Origin of the sequence: Pseudobutyrivibrio ruminis HUN009 (assembly GCF_000703005.1) — a bacterium.
Classification (GTDB): Bacteria; Bacillota; Clostridia; order Lachnospirales; family Lachnospiraceae; genus Pseudobutyrivibrio; species Pseudobutyrivibrio ruminis_A.
On record NZ_JNLH01000001.1, the window covers coordinates 1,408,732 to 1,425,161 of the forward strand.

The following is a 16,430-nucleotide window of genomic DNA, read 5'->3' on the forward strand; positions in this document are numbered from 1 at the left end:
ACTATTTACGTGGAACAATAGGGGTGCTATAATAAGTACCACGGAGGAATTGTATACCATGTATAGAGTTATTATTGATAGTTGTGGAGAGTTAACAAAAGAAATGCAGGAGGATGGACATTTTGTTAACGTCCCTCTCACTCTGGAGGTAGGAGAACAGCAAATCATCGATGATGAGACTTTTGATCAGGCATCATTTTTAAAGGCTGTTGCAGAATGCAGCACATCTCCTAAATCAGCTTGCCCTTCACCAAATGCCTATATGGTAGAGATGGAGTGCGATGCAGAGCGAATCTACATTGTTACACTTTCAGCACAATTATCTGGTTCATATAATAGTGCATGCCTCGCAAAGGATTTATATGAAGAGGACGATGAGTCAAAGCAGATATATGTTTTTGATTCAAAGTCAGCATCCATTGGTGAAACACTTATCGGTCTTAAGATTGCCGAGTGCGAAAACAAGGGTATGTCCTTTGAAGAGGTAGTAAAAACAGTTGAAGAATACATTGCAGGTCAGCACACATTCTTCGTTCTTGAGACACTTGAAACACTCAGGAAGGCAGGTCGTCTTTCTAATCTAAAGGCAGCTATTGCCGGCACATTAAATATCAAGCCTGTTATGGGCTCTACTGACGAGGGCAGCATTCAGCAGCTTGGTCAGGCAAGAGGCATGGTAAAGGCTTTGGATAAAATGGGCCAGTGTCTTGTAGATGTTACAGAAAACTGCGAGGAGAAGATTCTTGCAATATCTCATTGCAACTGTTTAGAGCGTGCTTTATCATTAAAGGAAAAAATGGAGTCTATGGCTAAGTTCAAGGAAATCTTCATTGTTGATACACGCGGCGTCAGCAGCATGTATGCCAATGACGGAGGCTTGATAATGGTCATTTAAGTGCAATGACATACGAAGAAATAGTTTTTACAATTGATAATAAACGCCGATTTGGCAAAGCATGTGGAAGAGATGTAACGAAGGAGCTTATGAAAGCTCTGGACTATCCTGAGAAGGATTTACATATCATTCACATTGCTGGAACCAACGGTAAGGGTTCAGTAGCAGCTTTTGTGAGTAGTATCTTACAGGCTGCTTCTTTTACATCTAAGGAGCATTTTAAGGTAGGTCTTTTCACATCGCCTCATCTTATTGAGTACACAGAGCGTATTCAAATCGATGGAAAGCAAATATCCAGAGAAGATGTGACTAGGTTGGGAGAACGCTTACTATCACTAGAGTTGAATCTAGAACCAACTATGTTTGACTATTGGTTAGCAATGGCGATGCTCTATTTTAAAGAGCAAAATGTTAAATATGTGGTACTTGAAACAGGTCTTGGTGGAGCGAAAGATTCAACCAATGGATTGAGTGTGAAGCCAGAGGTTTGTGCAATCACTTCTATCGGTTTGGAGCATACACAGTACCTGGGAAATACTCTTGGAGAGATTGCTGGGGAAAAGGCTGGCATCATTAAAGCAGGAGTGCCTGTGGTTATAGGGGAAATGCCTGAAGAGGCCAGTGAAGTTATAATAAAAAAGTGTAAAGAACTTGGATGCCAGTATACTTTGGCAGGTGAAGTTTCTAAGGATAAAAAGTTAGGTTTATTTGGAAATTATCAGAGAAAAAATGCCTCGGTAGCCGTAGAGACTGTAAAATATCTTGGTGATTGCATTAATAATCAGAACATTGATTCAGGACTTGCAAAAGCAGTTTGGCCGGGAAGGATGCAAATCATATCTGAACATCCTTTTATAATGGTGGACGGCGCCCACAATCCATCTGGAGTACAGGCATTGTATGATAGTTTGTATGCAGAATTTCCAAAGGAAAAAATATCATTTATAATGGCAGTAATGGCAGACAAGGATTATTTGTCTATGGCAAAAATTATGGAGCCAATTGCCCAAAGAATTTATACAGTTACGGTTGAGTCAGACAGAGCATTACAAGCCAAGGAATTGGCAGATGCTATAGGAAAGCTTGGTATAGATGCAAAATCCTGTGATTCCTATCAGGATGCCTTAAATCAGGCACTCTTGCAGGATGAAAAGATTGTTGCATTTGGTTCATTGTATTTTATAGGTGAAGTGCTTGGCATGAAAGGATGAGAATATGTTTAGAACTAGACAAGAGGCTTTACAGCAGCTTGGATTGGCTCCAAACGCTACAGAGGCTCAGATAAAAAATGCATATAAGGATTTGGTTAAGAGATTCCATCCGGATGCCACTGGAAGCTCAGATGCAACTGCCTACAACAAAATCGTAGAGGCATACAAGTACCTTCAGGCGGACAATGATGGCAAGGCTCTTGTTCACAGCAAAGTCCTTGGCAAGACAAGCAAACGCTCAACAGCTAGCAATGCAGACTATACTGCTTTCCAAAGGAAAGCTGCTAAGCAAAAGCAGCGCAAGGCAGAGGAATTTGAGCAAAAACAAAAGGATTATTCTGCCAAGATAAAGAAACAGGATGAAGATTATAAACGTGCAATGGATGCCATAGATGCTATCCGCATTGCACGAGCAATACAGTCCATGGTATGGGCTAATGGTTTAGAAAAAGATGAAGGAAGTAATAAAGAATAAAAAAGAAAATATATTTTGGTCGGTAGTTGTAGTTGCATTACCAACTATGCTTGAGCAGATTTTATCTGTCTTAATGCAGTATGTGGATACTGCCATGGTAGGCCGTCTTGGGGCCAATGCCACTGCAGCTGTATCTACCTCTACCACAATCACCTGGCTAGTAGGTAGCATGCCATATGCTTTTGGTGTTGCTGCCATGACTCTTATTGCCCAGGCAATTGGAGCAGGAGAAGAGCACAAGATAAAGCTTGTAGCTAAGCGAAGCTTAGTATTTGCACTGGGGGTAGGTACTGTTTTAGAGGTTATCTGTTTGGCATTATCTCCATTTGTTGCCACTTGGATGGGCGCAGAGGAAGCTATCAGGCCTGCCGCTACAAGATACTTTTTCTGGATATCTGTACCAGTAATTTTAAAGTCAGTGCAGTATATTTTGGCCTCTGCAATCAGAGCAACAAAAGATACAAAGACACCAATGGTTATAAGTATTTCTATTAATGCTGTAAACCTTGTGTTGGATTATATATTCATATACATGTTAGGTCTTGGAGTAGATGGAGCTGCATATGCTACCTGTATATCAGCAGCCTTAGGTGGAATTCTTACATTGATTGTATTCTTCAAGAATCCATTGTTGTCATTTAAGGGAAATCTTTTTGAGAAAGACCAAGAAATTACACAAAAGATGTGGAAGCTGTCACTTCCAATTCTGCTGATAAACGTTGCATCTACATCAGGCTATGTAGTTTTTGCAGGTTTGGTATCACATATGGGTACAATCATTTTTGCAGCTCACAGCATTGCTGTTGGAGCAGAGGAGCTGTTCTACATAGGTGGATATGGATTTAAATCTGCAGCAAATACAATGGTTGGTATTGCCTATGGCGAGCAGAACCATGAAAAGTATCATGCTGTTTGTGTAAGTAGTATAGTTTGTACACTTGCAGTTATGACGCTGAGTGGTATTTTGTTATTCATTTTTGCTGAAACTTTGATGGGATTTTTCACAACAGATGCCAGCGTTATTGCACTGGGGGCCACAGTTCTTAAGATGGTGGCATTTAGTGAACCTTTTTATGGAATGTATGTTATATCAGAAGGTATTTATTATGGTCTTGGTAAAACCAAGTATCCATTTGTAATTGAATTCGGTGGTATGTGGCTTGTAAGAATACTTGCCACATACCTTGGAATTCATTTCTTCAACCAGGGACTGGTTTATGTTTGGACTTGTATGATTGCTGACAATGTAATCAAGGCAACCTTGCTTACACTGCCGCTCCCTCGCCTTTGGAAACAGGTCGATCATTTCTCTGAATAGTTGTCACCTTGAGTTCTTCTGGAGGTAATTCTACCTGGAAGAATCGAACATTTTCAGTGAGTGCTTCAGCAATAGCCTGAAGTTCGTTTGCCTGTTCTACAACAGCTGTCATTGATTCATCAAGCTGTGATAGAGATGCACTGGTTTCTTCAGTAGATGCAGCATTCTCCTGTGAAATAGAAGACAGAGAATCTACAGACTGAAGAATATTCTGTTTACCAGTGTCCACATTCTTTACAAGGTCAACAATCTGATTATTACCAGCTTCGGTTTCCTGAAGCAGGTTAAGCATTTCGTCAAATGATACGCTCATTTCTTCAAGAGCAGCAGCCTCAGTTGTGGTTGCTGCTTTTATTTCTTCAGCAAGCTGTTTATTATTCTCAGAATAGTGTGTGATTGTTGATAACATGCCTGTTATTTCCCCTGCAAGTGTATTTGTTTCCTCTGCAAGGTTTTTGATGTTATCTGCAACAACGGCAAATCCACGGCCGGCTTCTCCTGCTCGTGCAGCTTCGATAGAAGCGTTGAGGGCAAGAAGATTTGTCTGGCTTGAAATATTGATGATGCCTTCTGCGGCAGCAGAAATCTGAGATACAACATTTGCTGTCTCTCCCACTGAATCAGAAACCTCGCCAGCAACTGTATCTGTGTTTTGATCCTGAATTTTTATCTGTTCAAGCATCTCTTTTAACTTAGAAGATTTATCATATACCATCTGGCCGTTTTCAAGGTTGTTGTTGGCTGATTCAAGAACCTTATCAACAGCTTCACCAATTTCCATTGTGATAGCAGAAGCATTGCTAACATCCTGTGCCATAGCGGTAGCACTTTCGGCAATATCATAAACAGCTGAATTGATGTTGTTTGTTGTTTGCTGAGATGCAGAAAGGTTGTCCTTTGCAATTTCTGCCTTTGTATTGACGTCCTGAGCGTGGCTGATTACCTTTACAAGAGCGTTTCTCAAATCGTGACGCATTGACTCAAGTGAGTTGCCAATGGCGTTAAAATCACGGATAAATGAGTTAGGACGTATCTTTGTGACGAAATCTCCGCCAGAGATTATGTCAACAGAAGCTCGGATATTTTTAAGGTTTTTATTGATAGTCATGATTATAAAAATTGAGAAGAGTAAAAGTATGAGTGAAATCACGACAAATATACCAAGTGTTACAAGGATTGCGATAGTTACATTTGAATGAGTATATTCTCTTTCCTGTTCAGCCCAAATCTCAACAATATCGCTCATTTCTGATAAAGCATTGCGGGCTGCTGAAAAGTGATTAATCCAAGTAATGAAATCACCTTGACCGGTAACAAAGTCATAGTCTTTCTCCCATAGAGCATAGTTTGTGTTGAAATCATCGTAGAGAGTAGACATTGTGTTGCCATTTTCAGATGTTACCTGATTCCATAGATAGTCGTTTGTTTTGGCAAGTTCTACAGCCTCGTTAACGCGCTCGAGAACTTCCGCATTGTTCTCCTCAACCTCATCGAGGTAGCGCTTTGCTGTAGCGTTATCTACGTAACGTTCATATGCATTGTATTGAGTTCCTGCCAATTGTGCCTGGTAAAAATCACGATCCGCATTTGTAAGAAGGTTGCTTATTGAATACAGTGTGTCGAAATAGACCTTCTCATCCTGTAGCATGATTTCGGATTGGCGGTATCCGCTTACAAGATTACTGATTAATAAAGCAACAATAAGGGGAAGCACCATTGAGAGTAATAGTGCATTGAGGCTGAATCCAGCCCTAGACTTTTTTTCCATAATACATTAATTCTCCTTTTCACAATTGTGTACATAATATTCTAGTGAGTAGCTACATTTTACTATGTTTTTCGGCATTTTTGTTGCATTTTATAACCTTTTTTAGAAAATAGGTTATATTAACAAAAATTATGTGAAAAAATTGTTGACATATAACAATAATCATGATAAAGTTCTCTAGGTTTAGGTGATGATATATTTTAACTAGGTTTTATTGAGAGGTGAAATATGGAACTTACAACACTTAATAAAGAGTACAAATTATTACGCGAAGAGAGTAATGAAAAATTTATAAAGATGACTCAGGTTGAACCAGAAATCAACTTAGTAGAAGAGTACTGGATTACATCTGATCACACATTAGGAAATACAAGATGCTATTTCGATTCATATGAGATGAGCATTGAGTATGCATTAGATAGAGTTGATTACAGAATGACTCTTAATGCAGATGGCCAGAAGCCATTTATCATCTTAGTAAATGGCAAGACAATCAACACTAAGGGACAGCTTGAATCATTCCTCAACGGAGACTTCGAAATTAAAGCTGAAAACATTGTGGAGAGCAATGTACGTCGTCTTTATTCCTAACCGTAAGAGTGGTAGGTAAGGTACACACAGTGTAAAATAAAACAGCCTGTAGGCAACAAGCTCTACTATTTCTCAAGCGAGATATTCCATCGAGCGGAGAAATCAGTAGGCTTGTAGCCGTAACAGGCTGTTTTTTATATACAATAATGGCTAGCCTCTATCCAAAGTAGCGCTTGAGGAGACCTTCGAGTGCCTTACCGTGACGAGCTTCGTCGCGAGCCATTTCGTGTACTGTATCGTGGATTGCATCAAGGTTGTTCTTCTTTGCACATTTTGCAAGATCAAACTTACCAGATGTAGCACCGTATTCACAATCTACACGCCAAGCAAGATTCTTCTTTGTAGAATCTGTCATATTAACTTCTAAGTCAGAACCAAGCAATTCTGCAAACTTAGCTGCATGCTCAGCTTCTTCAAAAGCAGCTTTTTCCCAATATAAACCAATTTCAGGATAACCTTCTCTATGAGCTACACGAGCCATGCAAAGGTACATACCAACTTCTGAGCACTCGCCTTCAAAGTTAGACTTGAGCTGCTCGAAAATATATTTCTTATCTTCATCAGAAATCTCAGGATTATTTTTTACTGTAGAAGCATATACGCCAAATTCGTGCTCAGCAGCAAGTGTAAGCTCGCCTTCAACCTTCTTAAACTTATCGCTCTTTGCATGGCAGATAGGGCACTCCTCTGGTGGATTCTCTCCTTCATAAACATAACCGCATACAGAACAAACATATTTTGCCATAATTAGACTCCTTTCACATTAACCATTGTTATTTTGTTTCATTATTAATTACACAGTCCTTGCAAACACCAGTAAACAGTAGTGATGCTTGTTCCACTGTGCCAATTCCAGCGCTAGATGCAGCAAGAATTTGTTCTACACTAGGAGTAACATCTACATCCATCAGTCTGTGGCAGCATCTACAGAAGTAGTGGCTGTGAGCTGAAGTATCAGCATCAAAGTGGTCGGTTCCATCGCCAGTCGAAATCTTTCGTACCTCTCCTAATTCTACAAGAAGAGTGAGATTTCTATAAACCGTACCAAGACTGATTTTTGGATTTTCCTCCCTAACATGCTGATAAATAACATCTGCTGTAGGGTGTTCCTTGGTAGACATTAAATATTCTTTTATGGATTCTCTTTGTTTACTATAATTCATAAAATGAACCTGCCTTTTAAAACCAGATTGGCAAAATCAATAATGATTATCTATATAATATCATGTAAGTGTGAAAAGTCAATATAAAAATAGTAATAATTACTATTTTATAAAGCTAATCATAGTTAGTCTAAAAAAATCCCTTGTAGTTTCACTGTTTTTTCGTAATTGGGTGCTATGATAATCGAAACGAGTATAAATATACATCATAAATATTGAGGGGTAAAAGCATGAATAGGAAAGGTAAACTAATTGGTAGGGTAGTTGCAATTTCTATAATTGCGGCAGGTATAGGATGTATTCTTCTTTCTATCATAGGTATTACAGAAATACGCACCACATATTTGGATATGACAGAAGAGGAACTACATACAGCTGTTACAATTGCAGATAGCGAATTTACAAAAATGTGGGACGGAGATTGGAGTTGGGATGGTACGGATGGTACAACTATCATGAAGGGCGAGGAGCCTGTTTATGAAGAGTATCTAGCTACAATGGAGGAATTAAAAGCTCAGACTAATCTTGATTACACTGTATTTTATGGAGACACTAGAGTAATAACCACTATTAAAAAAGAGGGCACAGATGAGTACTTTACAAATACTCAAGCATCGCAGGAGATGGTAGATCAGGTTATAAAAGGTGGAAAAGCTCTTTATAAACCTAATGTTACAATTCAAGGAACTAACTATTATGTTTACTATTCACCATTAGCAAATGACGATGGAACAATAGTAGGTATGATGTTTGTAGGTCGTGATGCATCTTCTATAAATGCAACTATCTATAGAGTTTCAGGAATCGTAGTTCTTGTAAACATAGTTGTCTGCATCACATTATTAGTTGTAGGAATAACATCCTCAAAGAAGGGCACAAAGGCAATGAATATGATTGCTGATTCTATTATAGCGGTAGAGGAAGGCAATCTTACAGAGGAGGTTCCTGAAGTTCTTATTAAACGAGGAGATGAGCTTGGAACCATTGCAGAAAGCATCAGCAATTTGCGGAACAAGCTTCTTGATATTATTGGAACTAGCGTAAGACTTTCTGGTGAAGTTACATCATCGGGAGATGATTTAGCTAATTCAGCGGAGGATGCTTCAAATGCATCTAACTTGGTAACATCAGCAGTCAATGATATTTCTACAGGTGCTGTTAGTCAGGCTGAAAGTGTACAAAGCTCAGCAGAGAATGTTAGCGAAATCGGTGTCGATATTGAAACAATCACAGAGAATGTAACTACACTTAATACAAATACAGATGATATGAAGGATGCATGCTCTAGCTCTATGAAAGCTCTTGATGTTTTGGTTATGCAGAATTCAAATGTTATGGATTCAATGAAGGTAATTGATGAGCAGATTAGAAACACCAACGCATCTGTACAAAATATAGCAGAATCTTCTAAGTTAATTACAGATATTGCATCTCAAACTAATTTGCTGGCTCTTAACGCTTCCATTGAGGCCGCTCGTGCAGGAGAGTCTGGAAAAGGATTTGCTGTTGTTGCAGATGAAATTGGAAAGCTTGCATCTCAGTCAGCTGAGACAGCAGAGCAGATTAATGCAATTATAGGTGAGCTTACAACTGAATCTCAGAATTCAATTGCTACTATCGAGCGAATGAATACAGATTTGGCTCAACAGTCTGATCAGTTGGATGAGACAAAACAGAATATGGAGAAGATGCAGGAAGGTGTTGAAAGCGTATCAATCAATGCAAAGGAGATTTCTTCTAGAATTGATAATCTGGATGCTGCAAAGGCTAACCTGGTAGAAATTATTGAGAACCTTTCAGCTATTTCGGAACAGAATGCAGCTTCTTCAACTGAGACGAAAAATTCTATGGATAATCTTAATGAAACATTTGAGGTTATTACAAATGCTTCTGAGTCCCTCAAGGATTTAGCTAAGCAATTATATGAAAAGATTAGTTACTTCTCAATAGATTAAAAAAATAATCCCGAATCCAAATGGATTCGGGATTTCTTTATGCTTTAAGTGTAATATATCCTACGTTTTTTAGATTGTTCATGTATACGCTAAGTCGTTCATAAAGTGGCTCAGCTTCTTCTCCGTATTTTTCTTTGACAAGCTGTCCAATTTCGTAAACAGATTTCTTGCCATCAATACAAGTGAATATGTAGCTACCCATTCCTTCAAGATGAATGTGGGAGATAGCTGGCTTGTGGAAAAACTTTTGAGCAATACGATTTGTTATGCCTGTGTTTTCCATATCAACAATAACTTCGCCTGATTCATCTGTGGTCCAGGTAAGTCCATTTTTAATTTCAAATACATAATCTAAAAAGTTGTCTGATTTATTATTTCTCATTTTTCTTTCCATTAGCAGCATACCAAACTGCAGCAACTACAAGAGCTAAAAGGATGAATGCCTGAACGTTACCTGATGGGATAACGCTTGAAAGGTTCATCTTGTCGAGAAGGCCTACTACAGCGAAGATAGCAAGTAATACACCTACGATACCTTCACCAGCGATAAGTCCTGAACAGAAGAGGATACCCTTTCCGCTTTCGTCCTTCTCTGCACCATACTTCTTGTCTGCGAAAAGTCTTACAAGACCACCGAGCATGATTGTAGCTGAAAGCTCAAGTGGAAGGTAAAGACCGATAGCAACTGGAAGTGCACCAATTCCAAGAATTTCAATAGCGATTGAGATGAAAGCACCGATAAAGATAAGTGCCCATGGAAGGTTTCCATTCATAACACCTTCGATAATCATCTTCATCATTGTAGCCTGTGGAGCCGCAAGAGCATCTGTACCGAAGCCATAAGCAGAGTTAAGAAGAATCATAACACCACCGATTGCAAGAGCTGCTGCGATAGTACCCATGATTTCACCGTACTGCTGCTTCTTAGGTGTAGCACCAAGAATGTAACCTGTCTTAAGATCCTGTGAAGTATCACCAGCCATACAAGCTGCGATACAGATGATAGAACCGATTGCGATAGCACCCTGCATACCGTGAGCACCTGTATCACCAGCAACCTTTAAGCAGATTGTAGCGATAAGGATAGTAGCAATTGTCATACCTGAAACAGGGTTGTTTGAGCTACCTACAAGACCAACCATACGTGAAGAAACGGCACTGAAGAAGAAACCGAATACTACGATGATAATAGCACCAAGTAATGAAACTGGTACAGCAGGTACAAGCCAGATAGCAAGGATAAGTACTACGATAGCACCAAGTACAAATCTTATGTCCATATCAAGAGCAGTTCTCTCGTTTGTAGTAGTACCAGCATTCTTGATGCTCTTGATAGAATCCATAAATGTCTTAACGATAAGTGGAAGTGTCTTGATAAGGCTGATGATACCAGCAGAAGCAACGGCACCTGCACCAATGTATTTAATGTAGCTTGCCCAGATAGCTGAAGCGCCGCCAGTAGCATAAAGCTCTGCAACAGAAACGCTAGCTGGGTACATAACGATGTCACCACCAAATGTAACGATGGCTGGAATAAGAACGAACCATCCGATTACACCACCGGCGAACATGTAAGCTGAAATACGAGGACCGCAGATATAACCAACTGAAACAAGAGCTGGATAAACTTCTGCAGAAAGCTCTGTCTTTAAAGCATCAAGCTTGATAGTAACAACACCCTGGATAGCACAGAATCCATCTACAAGGAGCTTTACCACAGCACCGATTCCCATACCAATGAAAACGGACTTAGCAGATGAGCCACCCTCTTCTCCTGCAAGAAGAACCTCTGCACAAGCAGTTCCTTCTGGATAAGGGAGAACACCATGCTCCTGAACGATAAGTGCGCTACGAAGTGGAACCATGAAGAATACTCCAAGTAAACCACCGAATAACGCGATTACAGTGATTGTAACAAGTGAAGGTGTTTCCATAACGCCTTCCTTTGCCCAAAGGAAAAGTGCAGGCATTGTAAAGATTGCACCTGCAGCAAGAGACTCACCGGCTGAACCGATAGTCTGTACCATGTTACTTTCAAGGATTGAGTCCTTCTTTAAGATAACACGGATAACTGCCATAGAAATAACAGCTGCTGGGATAGAAGCGGATACTGTCATACCAACTCTAAGTCCCAAGTAAGCGTTCGCTGCACCGAAGATAACAGCAAGAAGAAGACCCATAATAATAGAAGTAGGAGTCATCTCTGGAGTTACTTTGTCTGCAGGAACGTAAGGTTTGAATTCCTGATTCATAATATTTTATCTCCTTTAATAACAACAGTTTTTACATTATATATTCACTTTAAAGTGAATGCAAATTGATGTATTAAAGTGTTAAAGTGCTAAAGTGCAACCGGTAAACCTTTTATCTTAAACGTTTTAGCAAGAAAAGTTCACAAATTGTTCACAAAATGCCCGTAGACAAAATAAAGTTGCGAGACTATTATATAGAAGTTCGCTATATAGACGAGAAATTTATAGACGGGGAGGCATGAGAAAATGGCTATTGGTGAAATTATTACTTGCACAAGTCCTGAAGATTTGTACAGAAGAGCAGAGGACTTACTTCAAAAAGGAGTTAAAACAGTATTCGTTGCACGTAACACCTTAAAGGTTGTCAGCGTTACTACAAAATAGATCCGAAATGCCTGGACCGATGGAATTATCCATCGGTCTTTTTTTGTTTTGGGATTGTTGTAATTCTACACTTTAACTTGCTAAAGTAATATGATAGAATGAATCACATGATAAGTTTTGGGTAAAGGAGAAGAGATATATGAAAAAGAAAGTCTTATCTATGATGTTAAGTATGGTTATGGCTACTGCAATGCTAGTTGGTTGTGGTGCATCTTCAGATAATAATGAGACTATCAAAGAAGAGGAAACTGCAGCCGGAGCTGAGGGGCAGGTTTATAAGGTTGGTATTGTTCAGTATGTAGACGATGCTTCTTTAAATCAGATTGTAGCCAACCTTGAGTCACAGCTTGATTTGCTTGCCAAGGAAAACGGATGCACATTTGAGTACGAAGACTACTATTATAATGGCAATGCAGATTCAACCACAATCAACCAGATTGTTACTGAGCTTATCAATGACGAGGTTGATGTGATTGTACCAATCGCTACTCCTACAGCAATGATTTGCCAGGCAGCAACAGAGGATAATCAGATTCCAGTGGTATTTGCAGCTGTATCAGATCCAGAGGCAGCAGGCCTTGTAGAGAGCAATGACGCACCAGGTGCAAATGTTACAGGTACATCAGACGCATTAAACACAGAAGCAGTTCTAGACTTAATGCTTGCACAGAATAGAGACTTGAATAAAGTAGGTTTACTTTATGATAAGGGGCAGGATTCATCAGCAGGACCAATCAAGGATGCAAAGAAGTACCTTGAGGCTGCTGGTATTGAATATGTTGAAAAGACAGGAAACACTAATGATGAAGTTATGCTTGCTGCAGATGCACTTGTTGCAGAAGGTGTAGAAGCTGTTTTCACACCAACTGACAACACTATCATGACAGCAGAGCTTGGAATCTATGAGAAGTTTATTGAAGCTGGAATCCCACATTACTGTGGTGCTGATTCATTCGCTCTTAATGGTGCTTACCTTGGCTATGGTGTAAACTATGCGACACTTGGACAGGAGACTGCAAACATGGTTGCAGAAATTCTTGTAGAGGGTAAAGATCCAGCAACACTTCCAGTTAAGACTCTTGATAATGGAACAGCTACTGTTAACACTGAAACAGCAGCAGCTCTTAATCTAGATTATGATAAGCTTCGCGATATGTGCGATGGATTAGTTGAAGTGCAGACAGCGGAGGAATTTGATTAATGTCTAGTATTTTTACAGTGTCGATTTTTCAAAGTGCTTTAGAACTAGGGTGTATATACGCCCTAGTTGCTTTGGCACTTTTTATTTCTTTTACAATACTTAATATTGCAGATTTGACAACAGATGGATGTTTCACATTAGGCTGTGCGGTTGGTGCCATGGTCACTTTAGCTGGACATCCATTTCTTGCACTATTTGCTGCCATGGTGGCAGGTGCAATGGCGGGTTTTGTTACAGCATTTTTGCAGACAAAGCTTGGAGTAGAATCAATTCTTGCTGGTATCATTGTCAATACCGGCTTATACACAATAAATATTGCTGTTATGGGATTTTCCTCTATAGCAAACCTCTTTGGATGCGATACTTTATTTTCCATAGGAAAGGATACTCTTGGTAGCACCTTTATTGGAGACTGGTATAAGGTCATTTTGGTGGCCCTTATTGTGGCAGTGATATCTTCTATTTTATGGTGGTTTTTAGGTACCACTTTAGGTATGTCGATTCGTGCCACAGGTGACAATGCAGATATGGTCAAATCTTCATCTATCAATCCTACATTTACAATCACAGTTGGACTTTGTCTTGCAAACTCACTTACTGGCCTTTCTGGAGCATTGATTGCTCAGTATCAAAAGTCAGCAGACATTAATATTGGAACAGGAATGGTGACAATAGCCCTTGCTTCACTTATCATTGGTCAAACTTTGATTGGAAATAAGGGAAGTATGCTTCGTAGAATTTTAGGTACTATTTTAGGATCTGTGCTTTATCGTTTTATTGTTGCAATAGCGCTCCGTCTTTCTGTACCAGCAGAGGCATTAAAGCTTGTATCAGCACTTATTGTTGCTATTGCTATTGCGGCTCCTTATGTAAGGAAAAAGGTTGCCCTTAAAAAGAGAGAGTTTGCAAACTATAGAGGAAGTGCTAGGGGGGAGGTAAAGTAATGCTAAAAATTGATAATATCTCTAAAACCTTCAACCCTGGTACAGTTAATGAAAAGGCTGCACTCACAAATCTTTCTTTAGAGCTGAAAGATGGAGATTTTGCTACAATCGTTGGTTCAAACGGAGCAGGTAAATCAACAATGTTTAATGCCATTGCCGGCACATTTATTGTTGATGAAGGCAATATCTATTTGGACGATGAGGATATCACTTTCAAAAAGGAATATATGCGAAGCAGAGTCATCGGCCATCTTTTCCAGGACCCTTTAAAGGGAACTGCTCCAAATATGACCATCGAAGAAAACATGGCTTTGGCATATCTTCGTGCTTCTCATTCTTCAGGAAAACTCTTTTCTCGTATCAGTGCAAAAGATAAATCTCGATTTAGAGAACAATTATCCTTGCTTGGAATGGGACTAGAGGATAGAATGAAACAGCCGGTTGGTTTGCTTTCAGGTGGACAAAGACAAGCTCTTACACTTTTAATGGCTACATTTGTTACTCCAAAGCTATTGCTATTAGATGAGCACACCGCGGCCCTTGACCCAGCCACAGCAGAAAAGGTTTTGGACCTTACAAAATCTATTGTTAAGGAACAGGGAATAACTTGTCTGATGGTTACTCACAACATGCATCAGGCACTTGAGGTTGGAAATCGTACCCTGATGATGAATGCAGGACACATTGTCTTTGACACCTCTGGAGAGGAACGTTCAAAGCTTACAGTTGCAGACCTTTTGGAGAAGTTCAAAACTGGAGCTGGGGAAGAATTAGACAATGATAGGGTTTTACTTTCATAACTTTTATGCAAGTTACCACTTTAAATCACTAAAGTATTTTAGTATTATATTATAACCGAGCTATATCTATATAAAACAGGAAGAGGAAATAATAATGAAAAAGGTAGTTAAATTTGGCGGAAGTTCATTAGCTGATGCAGGTCAGTTTAAGAAGGTTGGGGACATCATCCGCGCAGACGAAAACAGGGTATTTGTAGTTCCATCTGCACCAGGAAAGAGAAACAGCAAGGATACAAAAGTTACAGATATGCTTATTGCTACTTATGAAGCAGCAAAGGCAGGCAAGGATGTTACAGAAAACCTTGCAGCAATTAAGGCGAGATACGATGAAATCATTACAGGTCTGGACTTAAAAGGCTTTTCTCTTGATGAGGATTTCAAAAAGATTGCCGCTGATATTAAAGAAGACCTTTCATTAGACTATTTAGCAAGCCGTGGAGAGTTCCTTAACGGCAAGATTATGGCAGAATATTTAGGCTATGATTTCATCGATGCAAAGGATGTTATTTTCTTCAACGAAGAAGGACAGCTTAACGCATATAAAACAGAAAAGACAATGTCAAAGGCCCTTGAGGAACATCCACATGCTGTTATTCCAGGCTTCTACGGATGCGGTAAAGATGGCAAAGTTAAGACTTTCTCACGCGGTGGTTCTGATGTTACTGGCTCAATCGTTGCAGGTGCTGCAAAGGTTGATGTATATGAGAACTGGACTGATGTTTCAGGTTTCTTGATTTGCGACCCTCGTATTGTAAAGAATCCAGTTGCAATGCAGACAATCACATATCGTGAGCTTCGCGAGCTTTCATACATGGGTGCTTCAGTTCTCCATGAAGATGCTATTTTCCCAGTTCGCTCAGCAGGTATTCCTATCAATATCAAGAACACAAACAAGCCAGATGACGAAGGTACATGGATTGTAGAAAGCACTGGACAGCGCAATGAATATGTCATCACAGGTATTGCTGGTAAGAAGGGCTTCTGTACAGTTCTTATTACTAAGTCACTTATGAACTCTGAGGTAGGTTTCTGTAGAAAGGCTCTTCAGGCGTTTGAGGACAATGGAATTTGTATCGAGCATATGCCTTCAGGTATCGATACTATGACTGTAGTTGTTCACGAGGATGAGTTCATCAATAAGGAGCAGGCTGTTGTTTCAGCTATTCACAGAAACTGTTCACCAGATTCAATCGAAATCGAATCCGACCTTGCACTTATCGCAGTTGTAGGTCGTGGTATGAAAAACACTCGTGGTACTGCCGGCAGAATCTTTGCAGCACTTAGCCATGCTCATGTAAATGTTCGCATGATTGATCAGGGTTCTTCAGAGCTTAATATCATAATTGGTGTGGAAAATGCAGATTTTGAAGCAGCAGTTAAAGCTATCTACGATATTTTTGTAACTACAAAGTTATAATCTGACATATTTTATAAAATCTTATTAATATCAAAAAACTCTATTTTCATTATTGA

Annotated in this window: 16 protein-coding genes; 11 read left to right on the forward strand and 5 right to left on the reverse strand. The window is 39.5% G+C overall.

Annotated features, from left to right (window positions below):
- The first annotated feature begins 58 nt into the window (after positions 1 to 58).
- Genes BO15_RS0106445 through BO15_RS0106460 form a run of 4 tightly spaced genes read left to right on the forward strand, consistent with a single transcriptional unit; the run spans position 59 to position 3,899 of the window.
- The gene (locus tag BO15_RS0106445; RefSeq protein WP_033153389.1) at positions 59 to 895 is read left to right on the forward strand and encodes a DegV family protein; all 837 of its coding nucleotides are present in this window, start codon (positions 59 to 61) and stop codon (positions 893 to 895) included.
- Between the two features lie 5 nt (positions 896 to 900).
- Positions 901 to 2,106 (forward strand): bifunctional folylpolyglutamate synthase/dihydrofolate synthase, encoded by a 1,206-nt coding sequence (locus tag BO15_RS0106450; RefSeq protein WP_033153391.1) that lies wholly within the window; start codon positions 901 to 903, stop codon positions 2,104 to 2,106.
- Between the two features lie 4 nt (positions 2,107 to 2,110).
- Positions 2,111 to 2,581: a J domain-containing protein gene (locus tag BO15_RS0106455; RefSeq protein WP_033153393.1), complete on the forward strand. Its 471-nt coding sequence runs from the start codon at positions 2,111 to 2,113 to the stop codon at positions 2,579 to 2,581.
- The gene (locus tag BO15_RS0106460; protein ID WP_052169806.1) at positions 2,559 to 3,899 is read left to right on the forward strand and encodes an MATE family efflux transporter; all 1,341 of its coding nucleotides are present in this window, start codon (positions 2,559 to 2,561) and stop codon (positions 3,897 to 3,899) included. The genes BO15_RS0106455 and BO15_RS0106460 overlap by 23 nt, the downstream gene beginning before the upstream one ends.
- On the opposite strand, the gene BO15_RS0106465 is transcribed toward BO15_RS0106460, so the two are convergent.
- Positions 3,847 to 5,667, reverse strand: a complete 1,821-nt coding sequence (locus BO15_RS0106465) for a methyl-accepting chemotaxis protein (protein WP_033153394.1) — start codon at positions 5,665 to 5,667, stop codon at positions 3,847 to 3,849. The two genes, BO15_RS0106460 and BO15_RS0106465, sit on opposite strands and share 53 nt — an antisense overlap.
- A 228-nt stretch (positions 5,668 to 5,895) precedes the next feature.
- Between BO15_RS0106465 and BO15_RS0106470 the strand changes: the two genes are divergently transcribed.
- Positions 5,896 to 6,258, forward strand: coding sequence for a hypothetical protein (locus BO15_RS0106470; protein WP_033153396.1), 363 nt, complete (start codon positions 5,896 to 5,898; stop codon positions 6,256 to 6,258).
- A 157-nt stretch (positions 6,259 to 6,415) separates the two neighbouring features.
- Here BO15_RS0106470 and BO15_RS0106475 read toward each other — a convergent pair whose 3' ends face one another.
- Both BO15_RS0106475 and BO15_RS0106480 read right to left on the reverse strand, forming a co-directional pair.
- A complete protein-coding gene (locus tag BO15_RS0106475; RefSeq protein ID WP_033153398.1) occupies positions 6,416 to 7,003 on the reverse strand; it encodes an NADH peroxidase in 588 nt (195 codons plus the stop codon).
- 28 nt (positions 7,004 to 7,031) lie between these two features.
- Positions 7,032 to 7,421 carry a Fur family transcriptional regulator gene (locus BO15_RS0106480; protein ID WP_033153400.1) on the reverse strand — a complete coding sequence of 130 codons (390 nt, stop codon included), beginning with the start codon at positions 7,419 to 7,421 and terminating at the stop codon, positions 7,032 to 7,034.
- Between the two features lie 230 nt (positions 7,422 to 7,651).
- Between BO15_RS0106480 and BO15_RS0106485 the strand changes: the two genes are divergently transcribed.
- A complete protein-coding gene (locus BO15_RS0106485) occupies positions 7,652 to 9,376 on the forward strand; it encodes a methyl-accepting chemotaxis protein (RefSeq protein WP_033153402.1) in 1,725 nt (574 codons plus the stop codon).
- 37 nt (positions 9,377 to 9,413) lie between these two features.
- Here BO15_RS0106485 and BO15_RS0106490 read toward each other — a convergent pair whose 3' ends face one another.
- Complete coding sequence (locus BO15_RS0106490; protein WP_033153405.1) at positions 9,414 to 9,758, reverse strand: PqqD family protein; 345 nt, start codon at positions 9,756 to 9,758, stop codon at positions 9,414 to 9,416.
- Complete coding sequence (locus tag BO15_RS0106495; protein WP_033153407.1) at positions 9,748 to 11,628, reverse strand: OPT family oligopeptide transporter; 1,881 nt, start codon at positions 11,626 to 11,628, stop codon at positions 9,748 to 9,750. The genes BO15_RS0106490 and BO15_RS0106495 overlap by 11 nt, the downstream gene beginning before the upstream one ends.
- A 246-nt stretch (positions 11,629 to 11,874) precedes the next feature.
- On the opposite strand from BO15_RS0106495, the gene BO15_RS13685 reads away from it, so the two are divergent.
- The 5 genes from BO15_RS13685 (at position 11,875) to BO15_RS0106515 (ending at position 16,374) form a co-directional block, all read left to right on the forward strand.
- Positions 11,875 to 12,012, forward strand: a complete 138-nt coding sequence (locus BO15_RS13685; protein ID WP_167541216.1) for a hypothetical protein — start codon at positions 11,875 to 11,877, stop codon at positions 12,010 to 12,012.
- Between the two features lie 139 nt (positions 12,013 to 12,151).
- The gene (locus BO15_RS0106500) at positions 12,152 to 13,213 is read left to right on the forward strand and encodes an ABC transporter substrate-binding protein (protein WP_033153409.1); all 1,062 of its coding nucleotides are present in this window, start codon (positions 12,152 to 12,154) and stop codon (positions 13,211 to 13,213) included.
- Positions 13,213 to 14,157, forward strand: a complete 945-nt coding sequence (locus BO15_RS0106505) for an ABC transporter permease (RefSeq protein WP_033153411.1) — start codon at positions 13,213 to 13,215, stop codon at positions 14,155 to 14,157. The genes BO15_RS0106500 and BO15_RS0106505 overlap by 1 nt, the downstream gene beginning before the upstream one ends.
- Complete coding sequence (locus tag BO15_RS0106510) at positions 14,157 to 14,957, forward strand: ABC transporter ATP-binding protein (protein ID WP_033153413.1); 801 nt, start codon at positions 14,157 to 14,159, stop codon at positions 14,955 to 14,957. The genes BO15_RS0106505 and BO15_RS0106510 overlap by 1 nt, the downstream gene beginning before the upstream one ends.
- A 94-nt stretch (positions 14,958 to 15,051) precedes the next feature.
- Positions 15,052 to 16,374: an aspartate kinase gene (locus BO15_RS0106515; RefSeq protein WP_033153416.1), complete on the forward strand. Its 1,323-nt coding sequence runs from the start codon at positions 15,052 to 15,054 to the stop codon at positions 16,372 to 16,374.
- Positions 16,375 to 16,430: the final 56 nt, after the last annotated feature.